This window comes from Thauera phenylacetica B4P, from assembly GCF_000310225.1.
Taxonomy (GTDB): domain Bacteria; phylum Pseudomonadota; class Gammaproteobacteria; order Burkholderiales; family Rhodocyclaceae; genus Thauera; species Thauera phenylacetica.
Window position 1 is genome coordinate 1 of sequence record NZ_AMXF01000116.1, and the last position, 12607, is coordinate 12607.

Below are 12607 nucleotides of genomic sequence, written 5' to 3' on the forward strand. Positions count from 1 at the left end.
GGCGGCGGGGGGGCCGGGGCGGGGCGTGGTCATGGCGGCGGCTTCAGGCGTCTTCGCCGTGGGGAACCGCGGCGCCGGGATCGAAGGCGGCGAAGACCCGCGTCTGCGCGGGCGCAAGCGGCGCGTCGGCGCGGGTCTCGAGGAAAAAGCGCCGCAGCAGGCCGGCGGCGGCGCGGCGGCGGTAGCTTGCGCTGGCGCGCAGGTCGGTGAGCGGGTCGAAGTCCAGCGCCAGGGCCTGCACGGCGAGCGCGAGCGTGACCTCGTCCCACGGCCGGCCGTCGAGCGCGGCCTCGGTACGCGCGGCGCGGCGCGGGGTGGCGGCCATGCCGCCGAAGGCGATGCGTGGCGCGCGCACCACGCCGTCCTGCAGGCGCAGCGCGAAGGCGCCGCACACCGCCGAGATGTCCGAGTCGAAGCGCTTCGACAGCTTCCAGGTACGGAAGCGCAGCCCGGCGGCGGACCGTGGCAGCTCGATCGCGGCGACGAGCTCGTCGGCGGCGAGGTCCTTCTTCATGTAGTCGAGGTAGAAGTCCTCCAGCGCCAGGCTGCGCCGGCCGCGCACGCTGGCGAGCACGACGCGGGCGCCGAGCGCGATCAGCGCCGGCATCGCGTCGCCGATCGGCGAGCCGTTGGCCACGTTGCCGCCGAGCGTGCCGGCGTTGCGCACCGGCGGCGAGGCGAAGCGCTCCCACAGTTCGCCGAGTTCGGGCCAATGGCGGGCGAGCGCGGCGAAGGCGGTGGTGAGGCTGGCGCCGGCGCCGACGTGCAGCACGCCGTCGTCCTCCTCCACCCCGTGCAACTCCGCGACCTCGCCGAGGTAGAGGAGGGGGCTGAGCGTGCGCAGCTGCTTGTTGACCCACACGCCGACGTCGGTGCCGCCGGCGAGCAGCGTGGCCTCGGGATGGCGGGCGCGCAGTTCGAGCAGCGCGGCGAGCGTGCGCGGGGCGACGAAGCGTGCCCCCGCGTGCGTGTAGTCCAGGGGCGTGGTGCGTTGCTGGGCGAGCAACTGCCGGCGCAGTGCCTCGCGGTCGAGCACCCGCGCGGGGCGGTCGAACATGCGCTCGCCGGCCTCTACGATCGGCCGGTAGCCGGTGCAGCGGCACAGGTTGCCGGTGAGCGTGCTGCGGATGCGCGCCGCGTCCGGCCGGCTGCCGTCGGCCACGCAGGCGTTGTAGAGCGCCCACAGCGACATCGCGAAGCCCGGCGTGCAGAAACCGCATTGCGAGCCGTGGCAGTTCACCAGCGCCTGCTGCACCGGATGCAGCTCGCCGCCGGCCTGGGCGCGCAGGTATTCGACGGTGAACACCGCCTTGCCGTCGAGCGTGGGCAGGAAGCACAGGCAGGCGTTGATGCTGGCGAGCTCGAGCGCGGTGCCGTCGCCGGCCAGCGTCGCGACCACCACGGTGCAGGCGCCGCAGTCGCCTTCGTTGCAGCCTTCCTTGGTGCCGGTCAGGCCGCGCGCGGCGCGCAGCCAGGCGAGCAGGCTGGTGGTGGGGGCGACACCGGCGACTTCGACCGGCTCGCCGTCGAGCAGGATGCGTATCGTCTGGCTGTCCATCTTCGGGTCCCGGAGCGCAGGCCCGACGATGTTAGCGCGTTCGGCGGCGCCGTGCTGCGCCAGGACAATCGCACCAAGGCACTGCAGAGCGGGCTTGCCCCCCAATGAGCGCCCCGAAGTCTCCGTGGGAGCGGGCTTGCCCGCGAATGAGCGCCGACAGGCACCCTTTTCGCGGCCAAGCCCCACAAGCGCTGCTCGACCCCGCCCGTTCCTCCGATCCCCCTGCCCGCTGCGCTGGCAACGGCTTGCCGGCGCGCCTCAGTGCGCCAGCGCCGGCTCGATCACGTCGGCGCTGGCGCTGCGCCGTCCGCCGTTGAGGAACAGGTTGAGCGTCACCGCGGTGATCGCCGACAGCAGGATGCCGCTGTGCAGCAGCGGTTCGAGCGCATGCGGCATCTGCTGGAAGAACTTCGGCGCCACCATCGGGATCATCCCCGCGCCCACCGACAGCGCGACGATGTAGAGGTTGAAGCGGTTGTTGCGCAGGTCGGCCGCGAGCAGGATCTTGATGCCGGTGGCTGCGACCATGCCGAACATCACCAGGCCGGCGCCGCCGAGCACGTACTGCGGCACCGAGGCGATGATCAGCGCCATCTTGGGGAACAGGCCGAAGGCCATCAGGATCGCGCCGCCGGCGACGCACACCCAGCGGCTCTTGACGCCGGTGACGCCGACCAGGCCGACGTTCTGCGAGAAGCTGGTGTGCGGGAAGGTATTGAGGAAGCCGCCGATCAGCGTGCCCAGGCCGTCGGTGCGCAGTCCGCGGGTGAGGTCGTCGCGCGACAGGCGGCGGCCGGTGAGCTCGCCGAGCGCGAGGAACATGCCGAGCGACTCGACCATCACCACCACCATCACCAGGCACATGGTGGCGATCGAGATCGGGTCGAAGATCGGCATGCCGAAGTGCAGCGGCGTGACCACCGACATCCAGGGCACGTCGGCCAGGCCGTCGAAGCTGACCTTGCCGAGCGCCATCGCGATCGCGAAGCCCGCGCCCATGCCGACCAGCACCGCGACGTTGGACAGGAAGCCGCGGCCGAAGCGGGTGACCGCCAGCACCACGACCAGCACGATGGCGGCGATGGCGAGGTATTCGGGCGCGCCGTAGGCGGGGTTGTCCACCATCAGCCCGGTCGCCGCGTCGCGGATCCTGGGCTGGCCGCCGGCCGACCAGTTGATCGCCACCGGCATCAGCGAGATGCCGATCACCGCGATGATCGAGCCGGTGACCACCGGCGGGAACAGCGGCAGCGCGCGCGACACCAGCGGCGCGAACAGCATGCCGAACAGGCCGGCGGCGATGCCCGAGCCGAGGATGGCGTTGATGCCGAGCTCGGGGTTGCCCGCCATCGCACCATCGGCCCGACCGCGGCGAAGGTGACGCCCATCATGATCGGCAGGCGGATGCCGAAGCGGCCGACGCCGAGCGCCTGGATGATGGTGACCAGGCCGCAGCACAGCAGGTCGGCGTTGATCAGGAAGGCGATCTGGTCCTTGGGCAGCTTGAGCGCGCCGCCGACGATCAGCGGCACCGCGATCGCGCCGGCGTACATCACCAGCACATGCTGCAGGGCGAGGGTGAACAGGCGCCCGCCGGGCGGGCACTGGTCTACCGGGTCGAGCTCGATCGGGCGGCTGGTGCGGGTTTGATCGGACATCGTGGCGTCTCCTTGTCGTTATGGACCGATGAATCCAGTCTAGGATCACGCCGTGATATGGAAGCCCTGATGGGCTTATAAGACGGATCATCGGATCCGTATGGAGGGGGCAAGCCGGCGGAGGCGGCGGGGATGGCGCAGCCGACAGCGTGGCCTCAGGGCGCCAGGAGATGCCCCGCCGCCGCATCCGCGAGCCCCACCCGAAGCCGCACCGGTTCATGTAGGAGCGCCGGCAGGCGCGAATGCAGCGTGTCGAACCGCGACAACGCCCCTCGCCACCCCACCGGCCCCTTCGCGGCTGCCGCCGCTCCTACAGGGAGCGGAGTCGCGATGGTTCATGTAGGAGCGCCGGCAGGCGCGAATGCAGCGTGTCGAACCGCGACAACGCCCCTCGCCACCCCACCGGCCCCTTCGCGGCTGCCGCCGCTCCTACAGGGGACGGAGTCGCGATGGTTCATGTAGGAGCGCCGGCAGGCGCGAATGCAGCGTGTCGAACCGCGACAACGCCCCTCGCCACCCCACCGGCCCCTTCGCGGCTGCCGCCGCTCCTACAGGGGGCGGAGTCGCGATGGTTCATGTAGGAGCGGCGGCAGCCGCGAATGCGGCGCTTGCGTGACGATCACCGCCCTTCGATCACCCCGTGGCGGTCGAGCTGCACCTCGTCGCAGTTGTGCCCCGGGCCGCTGCGGTCGACCACGAGGAAGTCGCACACGCCCTCGAGCGCGAGCAGCGGGTGATGCCACACGCCGGTGGCGTAATTGACGCCCTGGTCGCCGCGGGCGAGGAAGACCTTCAGGTCCTCCACCCCGGGCGGCGCACCGGCGGGCGCCACCACCACCAGGTAGGGCCTGCCCGACATCGGCACGAAGGCCTGTGAGGCGAGCGGGTGGCGCTCCATCATCTGCACGGTGAAGGGCAGGCTGCGCGGCTGGCCGCGGAAGATGGAGACGATCACGCGCCCGTCGGGGCCGGGCTCGATGTTGGCGAGGTCGTGGTAGCGCTCGGTGTTGCCGGCGTTGATGGTGAAGTGGCGGACCGCGTCGCTGGCCTCGACGACCTCGCCGAAAGGGGCGAAAGCCTCGCGGGTGAGCGGCTCGACGGTCAGGGGGAGAGGAGCGTGTGCGGACATGGCCGGTCTCAGCGGGTCTCGACCTTGCCCCACAGGCGCAGGCGCGAGACGCCGCCGTCGGGGAAGAGGTTGAAGCGCACGTGGGTGATCGGCCCCAGTTTCGCGACCTGCTCGGAGAAGGTATGGATCGCGTCCATCTCCAGCTTCTGCTCGGGCAGCAGGGTCTGCCAGAACATCGACTGGGTGGTGATCGAGCGGTCGGTGCCGCCGGTGACGTAGGCTGCCTGCAGCGAGCAGCGGTCGGGGTAGTTGCCCTTGAAGAAGGCGGTGTCGACCTCGATGCGCTCGATGGTGCCGGGCGCGCCGAGCTCGAGCACGCACCAGTCGTTGCCGGGCTCGCGGCGGCGGCGGGTCTCCCAGCCGTCGCCCATGTTCATGCCGCGCCCGGGCAGCAGCAGCGCGGACGCCGACGAGCCGAAGCTGGCGTCGTTCCACGACACTGCGCGGCCGCCGTTCTCCATCGCCACCAGGTCCACGAGCTCGCCGCCGCCGGCCTGGGCGAGCGTGCTCACCGGGCGCCCATACACGCGCAGGCGGGCGATGCCGCCGTCCGGGTACATGTTCACGCGCAGGTGGGTCCATGCCGTGGTGCTCGCGCATTCGAGGAGGTGGTGGCTGTTGGGCCCCATCGGCGTGGCGGGGAGGATCTCGGTCCAGGTCGCCGCCTTGAGCGCCTCGACGTCGTCGGAATCCGACACGCAGGCCTCGATGGAGACCGCCGGCGGGTAGTTGCCGGTGAAGTGGCTGGTGTCGACGTCGAAGCCGCGGATCACGCCCTTCACGCCGAGCCTGACCAGCGCCCAGTCGTGGCCGGCGACGCGCTTCCTGCGCGACTCCCAGCCGTCCATCCACTTGCCGTTGGTGTCGAACTTGCCGGGCACGAACTGGGCCGGCTCGGGGTTGAGCATGCGCGCGACCTCGGCGAAGAAGTCGTCCGAGGCGGCGAGCGCCTTCGCGCCCAGGCGCGGGTTGGCGAGGTCGACCGAGCGCAGCGCCCAGTCGGGCAGCTCGGCAGCGGGGGCGAAGACGGGGGCGCCGGGAGTATGGCTGGCCATGAGGGTTCTCCTTTTGGGGGGTTATTTCGGGCTGTAGGGGTGGCGCTCGATCCAGTGGCGGGCGACGTCGACGCGGCGACACACCCACACGCGGTCGTGCTTCTCGATGTGGTCGAGGAAGCGCTGCAACGCGCGGAAGCGCCCCGGGCGGCCGAGCAGGCGGCAGTGCATGCCGATCGACATCATCGCCGGGCGCTCCTCGCCCTCGGCGTACATCACGTCGAAGGCGTCGCGCAGGTATTCGAAGAACTCGTCGCCGTGCGAGAAGCCCTGCGGCAGCGCGAAGCGCATGTCGTTGGTGTCGAGGGTGTAGGGCACGACCAGGTGCGGCACGGTGCTGCCGTCGGTCTTCTGCACCTCGGTCCACAACGGCAGGTCGTCGCCGTAGTAGTCCGAGTCGTACAGGAAGCCGCCATGGTCCGCCACCAGGCGGCGGGTGTTCACCGAGTCGCGGCCGGTGTACCAGCCCAGCGCGCGCTCGCCGGTGAGGCGCTCGATGATCTCCATGCCGATCCGCATGTGCTCGCGCTCGATCTCCTCGGGCACGTTCTGGTAGTGGATCCAGCGCCAGCCGTGGCAGGCGATCTCGTGGCCGAGCTCCTTGAACGCGGCGGTGAGCTCGGGGTGGCGCTCGAGCGCCATCGACACGCCGAAGATGGTCATCGGCAGGCCGCGGCGCTCGAACTCGCGCAGGAAGCGCCACACGCCCACGCGCGAGCCGTACTCGTAGATGCCCTCCATCGACAGGTGGCGGTCGGGGTAGCTGGCGGCGTTGAAGAGCTCGGAGAGGAACTGCTCGCTGCCGGCATCGCCGTGCAGAACGCAGTTCTCGCCGCCTTCCTCGTAGTTGAGCACGAACTGCACCGCGACGCGGGCGCGCCCGGGCCAGTCCGCGTGCGGCGGGTTGCGGCCGTAGCCGACGAGGTCGCGGGGGTAGGTCGAGTGCGAGGTCATGGTCGGGCTCCTCTCGATCAGGCGCTGGCGCCGAACAGCGCATCCAGCCGGAAGCGCGCGATCTTGCCGATCTCTGCGAGGCAGGTGCGGAACTCGGTGTCGCGCGCGTTGGCGAGCCGTGCCTCGACGCGGTCCATGATCTGGTGCCGCGTCAGGCCCTTGACCGCGACCACGAACGGAAAGCCGAAGCGTGCGCGGTAGTCCTGGTTGAGCCGGCGCAGGCGCTGGAGCTCTTCCTTGCTGCACTGGTCGAGCCCGGCGCCGCGCTGCTCGCCGGTGGAGGCGGTGGTCAGCGTGCCGGCCTCGGCCTCCTTGCCGGCGAGCTCCGGGTGGGCGCAGATGAGGGCGAGCTGCTCGGTGGGGTCGGCGGTGTCGACCACCAGGCACATCGCGGCGTGCAGCGCGTCGATGCTGTCGAAGGGGCCGGCGCTCCAGGCGCGCTCGGCGATCCAGGGCGAGTGCTCGAAGATGCCCTCGAGGCGGGCGACGAAGGCGCCCTGCGGCAGCCTCGAGAGTGCGGCGAGCGCGGGGCCCGTCGGCTCGGCGGTGGCGGCGGTGGTGGCGGTCGTGGGGGTGCTCATGGTGTCTCTTCCTGTCGTGTTCTTGTCGTTTCAGTCCGCGGTGCGCGCGCCCTGGGCGAACCAGATCGCGATCTGCTCGCGCTCGGCGTCGGTGATCTCGGTCAGGTTGCCGAGCGGCATGTAGCCGCTGGCCACGGTCTGCGCGCTCATCACGGCGTGGGCGGCGATCTGCTCGGGCGTCTCCAGCATCACGCCCTTGGGCGCCTGGGCGAAGCCCTCGAAGGTCGGCTTCTCGGCGTGGCAGGCGATGCAGCGCTGCTGCAGGATCGAGCGCACGGTGGAGAAGCTCACCTTCTCGCCGCCGGCATCGACCTGCTTCGGTGCCATCAGCACCATCAGCAGCGCGATCAGCGCGACGCCGGCCGCCGGCAGCCACCACTTGACCTGGCCGCGGTGGCGCAGCACGAAGAACTGGCGGATCAGCACGCCGGCCACCATCAGCACCCCGAGTACCAGCCAGCCGTTGGCGTTGGCGTAGGTCATCGGGTAGTGGTTGCTGATCATGATGAACAGCACCGGCAGCGTGAAGTAGGTGTTGTGCACCGAGCGCTGTTTGCCGATGATGCCCGGCCTCGGATCGACCTTCTCGCCGGCGTGGATCTGCGCCACCATCCGGCGCTGTCCCGGCATGATGTGGAAGAACACGTTTGCCGCCATCATGGTGCCGAGCATGGCGCCGACGTGGATGTAGGCGCCGCGGGCCGAGAACACCTGGTGCAGCGCATAGTTGGCGACCATCACGAACACGAAGACGATCGCCGCGAGCAGGCCGTCCTTGCCGACCATGTTGCGGCACAGGACGTCGTAGACCACCCAGCCGGCGATCAGGAAGGCGATCGAGATGCCCACGGCCGCGGCCGGCGACAGCGCCATCACCTGGTTGTCGATCAGGTAGCTCGAGGCGCCGATCCAGTAGATGAGGGCCATCATCCCCATGCCCGACAGCCAGGTGGTGTAGGCCTCCCACTTCGACCAGTGCAGGTCCTGGGTGAGCGGCTCGCCCTTGGGGCCGGTGAGGTATTTCTGGCTGTGGTAGAAGCCGCCGCCATGCACCGCCCACAGCTCGCCGAACACGCCGCGCTTGAGGTCCTCGGGCTTCTTCGGGGGCTTGAGCGACGTATCCAGCATCACGAAGTAGAAGGACGCGCCGATCCAGGCGATGCCGGTGATCAGGTGCAGCCAGCGCATCAGCAGGTTGGCCCAGTCGAGCAGGTAGGCTTCCATGGTCTGTTCTCTTTATCGGTGTGGTTTGGCGTGGAGGTGGAAGCGCCGGGCTCAGCTGCCGCGGTAGGTGGAGTAGCTCCACGGCGACACCAGCAGCGGCACGTGGTAGTGCTGGTCCACATTGGCGATGCCGAAGCGCAGCGCCACCTCGTCGACGAAGAGCGGCTCGGGCAGTTGCAGCCCCAGCGCGCGGAAGTAGTCGCCGGCGCCGAAGACGATCTCGTACTTGCCGGTCTCCAGCGCGGTGCCTTCGAGCAGCGGCCGGTCGCAGCGGCCATCGTGGTTGGTGACGGTGCGCGCGACTTCGCGGCGCCCGCCGTCGAGCCGATACACGGTGACGGCGATGCCGACGCCGGGCTTGCCGTTGGCGGTGTCGAGGACGTGAGTGGTCAGGCGGCCCATGCGCTTGTCTCCTGGTCTTGTGCGGGGATAAGGGGATCGTGTGAGGCGCAGTGTAAGCCCGGTCCGTGTTAACGGAACGCATATGTCCTTATATGTGATATATGCTCTCGCGTATCTTTCCGGTGGCGGCTGGCCGGTGCCGCCCCGGAGCCACATGACGACAAGGACGAGGAGACCCACCATGAGCCTGCGGCGCAGCGACGACCCGCTCGACACCTACCTGTTGCGCGTGTTCGTGCTCCTGATCACCGAGCGCAGCGTGTCGCGCACCGCGCTGCGCCTGAACCAGTCGCAGCCCGCGGTGAGCGCGGCCCTGAAGCGCCTGCGCGAGATCCTCGGCGATCCGCTGCTGGTGCGGGAGAAGGGCGGCATGGTGCCGACCGAGCGTGCGCTCGCCTTGATGTCGCACGCCAAGGGGGCGCTTGCCGAGATCGACCGCATGACCGACGCGCCGGAGTCCTTCGAGCCGCATAGCACCCGGCACGAGTTCCGCGTCGGCTCGCCCGACTACCTGGCGCCGGTGTTCGTCGCCAGCGTGGCCGAGCGCTTCCGCCGCGAGGCGCCGCAGGCGCGCCTGAGCCTGCACGCGCTCGGGCCCAGCTTCGACTTCGAGCGCTCGCTCGCGGAAGGGGACCTGGACGTGGTGATCGGCAACTGGCCCGAGCCGCCACACCGCATGCACCTGTCGATGCTGCTCGAGGACGAGATCGTGTGCCTGGTGGCCGCCAGCCACCCGTGCGCGACGAAGGGGATGAGCGTCGAGGACTACATGCGCGCCGCGCATGTGGTGCCGATGCCGTATTCGATCAGCCAGCGCGGGGTCATCGACAGCGTGCTCGCGTCGATGCGCATCAACCGCGACGAGCGCGTGGCGGTGCAGTCCTTCACCGCCGCGCCCTACCTGCTGCAGGGCACCGACCTGGTGTTCACCACCACCCGGCACTTTGCACAGTTCTATGCCCAGCTGTTGCCGCTGGCGATCATCCCGTCGCCGATCGCCTTTCCGCCGATGCGCTTCTATCAGCTCTGGCACGAGCGCAACCATCACTCCGCCGGCCACCGCTGGCTGCGGCGGCTGCTGTCGGATTGCGGGCGGCGGATCGTGCCGCCGGCGGCGTAGGGGTGGGGTGCGGGAGCAGGTAAGCCCGCTCCCGCGGGGATGGCGGGTCCGTTCCCGCACGCTCCCGGGCAGTGTGAAGACTCAGCGGTCGATCGGCACCAGCATCACCGGGATGTCGGCCTTCATCGTGACCTTGTGCGCCACCGAGCCGAGCAGCAGCTCGCCGATGGTGCTGTGGCCGCGGGAGCCCATGACGATCACGTCGGCGAGCACGTGCTTGGCGACGTCCAGGATGCGGCGCGAGGGGTCGCCCTCGAGCGCGCGTACGCTGGCGAGCACGCTCTTCACGTCGAGCTCGGGGTTGGCCTCGGCGAAGACGTCGATGCGATGGCGGAGCAGGGCCTCGGCCTTCTTGTGGCCGGCGAGCTTGATCTCGTCCATCTTTTCTTCGCTGAGGAACTCCTCGTAGGGCAGGCTGCTCGATGGCAGGGTCACGGTGACGGCGTGCAGCCTGGCGTTGAACTTCATCGCCAGGCCAACGGCGTGGCGGAACACCGCGGGCGAGCGCGGGGTCAGGTCGGAGGCGTAGAGGATCGAGCGGATTTCGTAGCTCATCGGGGAAACTCCCGGTTACGGTGATGTGTTCGGCGCCGGAGCGGTGTTCCGGCGGGCGTCCTGCATTCTCGTGGCCGGTGGATCCGGCGATGCCTGCGCAGGCGTCCTGGTCGAAGTGTAGGGGCATGCGTCGGGCCGTCGCAGCCATGCCGCCCGATAGCGCATATACGGAATGCCTGATGAGCCTCACACGCCTGGCGTGCTTGCGGCCGGACCGGCGCGGGCGGGATGATGAGCGAACGACGGGCCGCGGCCCGCAGCCAAGGAGAATCGCATGATCGATCTGTACACCGCCGCCACCCCCAACGGCCACAAGGTCTCGATCGCGCTCGAGGAGCTCGGCCTGCCGTACTCGCTGCGCGTGCTCGACCTCTCGGCCAACGAGCAGAAGGAGGCCTGGTTCCTCGCCATCAACCCCAACGGCCGCATCCCGGCCATCGTCGACCACGACGAGGGCGACTTCGCGGTGTTCGAGTCGGGCGCGATCCTGATCTACCTCGCCGAGAAGACCGGTCGGCTGATGCCGCAGGATGCCAAGGGGCGCTCGCGCGTGCTGCAGTGGCTGATGTTCCAGATGGGCGGCGTGGGGCCGATGATGGGGCAGGCCAACGTCTTCTTCCGCTACTTCCCCGAGAAGCTCCAGCCCGCGATCGATCGTTATCAGGGCGAGGTGAGGCGGCTCTTCCGCGTGCTCGACGGCCACCTGGCTCGGAACGAGCACCTCGCCGGCGACTACTCGATCGCCGACATCGCCAACTGGGCCTGGGTGCGCACGCACAACTGGTCGGGCGTCGCCATCGACGACCTGCCCAACCTCGCGCGCTGGCGCGACCGCATCCGCGCGCGCCCGGCGGTGCAGCGCGGCATCGAGATGCCGCCCTCCAGCCTCGACCTCGAAGGCGATGGCGAGGATCGCGCGAAGGCGTTCTCGGACAAGGTGCGCAACATGGTCGAGACCGGCCAGTCGCGCAGCGGCGGGGTCTGATCGCCCCCGCGGCCCGGCCGGATCATGACACTCCAGGAGATTTCATGAAGCTCTACGTTTCACCCCGCGCGCCCAACCCGCGCCGCGTGCAGATGTTCATCGCCGAGAAGGGCATCGGCGGCATCGAGGAGGTCGCGGTCGACCTCGTCAAGGGCGAGCACCGCAGCTCCGACCACCGCGCGCGCAGCCCGCTCGCCAAGGTGCCGGTGCTCGAGCTAGACGACGGCCGCTACCTCGGCGAGACGCGCGCGATCTGCAGCTACCTCGAAGGCCTCTACCCCGAGCCCAACCTGATGGGCGAGACCTTCGAGGAGCGTGCCTTCGTCGAGATGACCGACCGCCGCGTCGAGCTCTACCTCTTCGGCGGCATCATGAACTGCGTCCGCCACACCCACCCCGGCCTGGCACCGCTCGAGCAGCCGCAGTTCGAGGACTTCGGCCGCTCGCAGGGCGAGAAGGTGCGCGAGGTGGCGCGCTGGCTCGACGAGGCGCTCGGCCGCCAGCCCTTCGTCGCCGGCGAGCGCTTCACCATCGCCGACATCACCGCCTTCTGCGCGATCGAGTTCGCGCGCGGGCTGATGAAGTTCAAGCCCGGCGCCGAGGGCATGGCCAACCTGCAGGACTGGCGCGACCGCATCGTGGAACGCCCGAGCGCGCGCGCAGGAGGCTGAGCGCCGGCGGGCCGCGTCGGAGCGGGCCGGGCGCCACGCGTCGCGCACGCGCGCGGAAAGGCGAAGACGCGAAGAGGCTCAGGCGTCGCTCAACCTCGGCCGCGGCCGTGGAGGAATTTCGCCAGCTTGGCGTGCATGCGTTCGCGCTCGAAGGGCTTGACCACGAAGTCGACCGCGCCGGCGGCCAGGCTGGCCTGGAGGATGTTGCGCTCGCTGTGGCCGGTGATCATGATCACCGGGATGCCCGCGAGCGCCGGGTTGGCCTTGAGCTGGCGGGTGATCGCCACGCCGTCGGCGTCGGGTAGCTGCACGTCCATCAGGATCAGCTCCGGACGTTCGCGCGCGAGCGCGGCGAAGGCCTCGGCGCCGGAGTGGGCGAACTGCAGCCGGCAGTCGAAATCGGCGAGCAGGCGCTCGAGCAGCTTGCACTGGAAGCGGTCGTCGTCGACCACGAGCACGCATGCCGGGCGCTGCGCGGCCAGGCCCTGCAGCTTGCGTGCGGCGTCGAGCTGCGGCGAGACCTCGCGGCGCAGGCCGTCCACCCACTCGGAAAGCGGGATCGCCCGCTCCGAGGCTTCGCCGACGTGCGCGCGCAACTTGGCGAAGAGGGCGGCGGGCAGCAAGGCCGCTGCCGCCGCGCCGGCGGAGGGGGGCAGGGGCGGCGCAGGCTCGACCGGCGCAGGGGGCGCAGCGGGGGGCGATGGCGCGAGGCTGT

14 protein-coding genes are annotated in these 12607 nt (G+C 70.2%); 3 read left to right on the top strand and 11 right to left on the bottom strand.

Features of this window, described 5'->3' with window-relative positions:
* Positions 1–43: 43 nt before the first annotated feature.
* The 9 genes from xdhA to uraH all read right to left on the bottom strand — a co-directional run bounded on the left by xdhA (position 44) and on the right by uraH (position 8561).
* Positions 44–1558 (bottom strand): xanthine dehydrogenase small subunit, encoded by a 1515-nt coding sequence (xdhA, locus tag C667_RS14145; protein ID WP_004366638.1) that lies wholly within the window; start codon positions 1556–1558, stop codon positions 44–46.
* Between the two features lie 258 nt (positions 1559–1816).
* The gene (locus C667_RS14150; RefSeq protein ID WP_281054848.1) at positions 1817–2875 is read right to left on the bottom strand and encodes a nucleobase:cation symporter-2 family protein; all 1059 of its coding nucleotides are present in this window, start codon (positions 2873–2875) and stop codon (positions 1817–1819) included.
* Positions 2764–3216 carry a solute carrier family 23 protein gene (locus C667_RS26685; RefSeq protein WP_281054847.1) on the bottom strand — a complete coding sequence of 151 codons (453 nt, stop codon included), beginning with the start codon at positions 3214–3216 and terminating at the stop codon, positions 2764–2766. The genes C667_RS14150 and C667_RS26685 overlap by 112 nt, the downstream gene beginning before the upstream one ends.
* 619 nt (positions 3217–3835) lie before the next feature.
* A complete protein-coding gene (locus C667_RS14155) occupies positions 3836–4345 on the bottom strand; it encodes an ureidoglycolate lyase (RefSeq protein WP_004366640.1) in 510 nt (169 codons plus the stop codon).
* 8 nt (positions 4346–4353) lie between these two features.
* Complete coding sequence (alc, locus tag C667_RS14160; protein ID WP_004366642.1) at positions 4354–5400, bottom strand: allantoicase; 1047 nt, start codon at positions 5398–5400, stop codon at positions 4354–4356.
* Between the two features lie 21 nt (positions 5401–5421).
* Entirely contained in the window at positions 5422–6354 is a 933-nt protein-coding gene (gene puuE / locus C667_RS14165; RefSeq protein ID WP_004366644.1) for an allantoinase PuuE, read from the bottom strand.
* Between the two features lie 17 nt (positions 6355–6371).
* Positions 6372–6935: a 2-oxo-4-hydroxy-4-carboxy-5-ureidoimidazoline decarboxylase gene (gene uraD, locus C667_RS14170; RefSeq protein ID WP_004366645.1), complete on the bottom strand. Its 564-nt coding sequence runs from the start codon at positions 6933–6935 to the stop codon at positions 6372–6374.
* A 30-nt stretch (positions 6936–6965) separates the two neighbouring features.
* Entirely contained in the window at positions 6966–8159 is a 1194-nt protein-coding gene (locus tag C667_RS14175) for a urate hydroxylase PuuD (RefSeq protein WP_004366648.1), read from the bottom strand.
* Between the two features lie 51 nt (positions 8160–8210).
* Positions 8211–8561 carry a hydroxyisourate hydrolase gene (uraH, locus tag C667_RS14180; protein ID WP_004366650.1) on the bottom strand — a complete coding sequence of 117 codons (351 nt, stop codon included), beginning with the start codon at positions 8559–8561 and terminating at the stop codon, positions 8211–8213.
* 181 nt (positions 8562–8742) lie between these two features.
* Between uraH and C667_RS14185 the strand changes: the two genes are divergently transcribed.
* A complete protein-coding gene (locus C667_RS14185; RefSeq protein WP_004366652.1) occupies positions 8743–9681 on the top strand; it encodes a LysR family transcriptional regulator in 939 nt (312 codons plus the stop codon).
* Positions 9682–9762: 81 nt separating this feature from the next.
* On the opposite strand, the gene C667_RS14190 is transcribed toward C667_RS14185, so the two are convergent.
* On the bottom strand, positions 9763–10236 hold the full coding sequence (locus C667_RS14190; protein WP_004366655.1) for a universal stress protein: 474 nt from the start codon (positions 10234–10236) through the stop codon (positions 9763–9765).
* 274 nt (positions 10237–10510) lie between these two features.
* On the opposite strand from C667_RS14190, the gene C667_RS14195 reads away from it, so the two are divergent.
* Both C667_RS14195 and C667_RS14200 read left to right on the top strand, forming a co-directional pair.
* Positions 10511–11221: a glutathione S-transferase family protein gene (locus C667_RS14195; protein WP_004366657.1), complete on the top strand. Its 711-nt coding sequence runs from the start codon at positions 10511–10513 to the stop codon at positions 11219–11221.
* A 44-nt stretch (positions 11222–11265) separates the two neighbouring features.
* A complete protein-coding gene (locus C667_RS14200; protein ID WP_004366659.1) occupies positions 11266–11892 on the top strand; it encodes a glutathione S-transferase family protein in 627 nt (208 codons plus the stop codon).
* 89 nt (positions 11893–11981) lie between these two features.
* Here C667_RS14200 and C667_RS14205 read toward each other — a convergent pair.
* The coding region (locus C667_RS14205) for a response regulator (protein WP_157302339.1) at positions 11982–12607 on the bottom strand (626 nt) is incomplete at its 5' end.

Bases quoted from the DNA above. Each gene is read 5' to 3' on its own strand.
- xdhA (WP_004366638.1), bottom strand. From the start codon at position 1,558: ATGGACAGCCAGACGATACGCATCCTGCTCGACGGCGAGCCGGTCGAA.
- C667_RS26685 (WP_281054847.1), bottom strand. From the start codon at position 3,216: ATGTCCGATCAAACCCGCACCAGCCGCCCGATCGAGCTCGACCCGGTA.
- C667_RS14155 (WP_004366640.1), bottom strand. From the start codon at position 4,345: ATGTCCGCACACGCTCCTCTCCCCCTGACCGTCGAGCCGCTCACCCGC.
- alc (WP_004366642.1), bottom strand. From the start codon at position 5,400: ATGGCCAGCCATACTCCCGGCGCCCCCGTCTTCGCCCCCGCTGCCGAG.
- puuE (WP_004366644.1), bottom strand. From the start codon at position 6,354: ATGACCTCGCACTCGACCTACCCCCGCGACCTCGTCGGCTACGGCCGC.
- uraD (WP_004366645.1), bottom strand. From the start codon at position 6,935: ATGAGCACCCCCACGACCGCCACCACCGCCGCCACCGCCGAGCCGACG.
- C667_RS14175 (WP_004366648.1), bottom strand. From the start codon at position 8,159: ATGGAAGCCTACCTGCTCGACTGGGCCAACCTGCTGATGCGCTGGCTG.
- uraH (WP_004366650.1), bottom strand. From the start codon at position 8,561: ATGGGCCGCCTGACCACTCACGTCCTCGACACCGCCAACGGCAAGCCC.
- C667_RS14185 (WP_004366652.1), top strand. From the start codon at position 8,743: ATGAGCCTGCGGCGCAGCGACGACCCGCTCGACACCTACCTGTTGCGC.
- C667_RS14190 (WP_004366655.1), bottom strand. From the start codon at position 10,236: ATGAGCTACGAAATCCGCTCGATCCTCTACGCCTCCGACCTGACCCCG.
- C667_RS14195 (WP_004366657.1), top strand. From the start codon at position 10,511: ATGATCGATCTGTACACCGCCGCCACCCCCAACGGCCACAAGGTCTCG.
- C667_RS14200 (WP_004366659.1), top strand. From the start codon at position 11,266: ATGAAGCTCTACGTTTCACCCCGCGCGCCCAACCCGCGCCGCGTGCAG.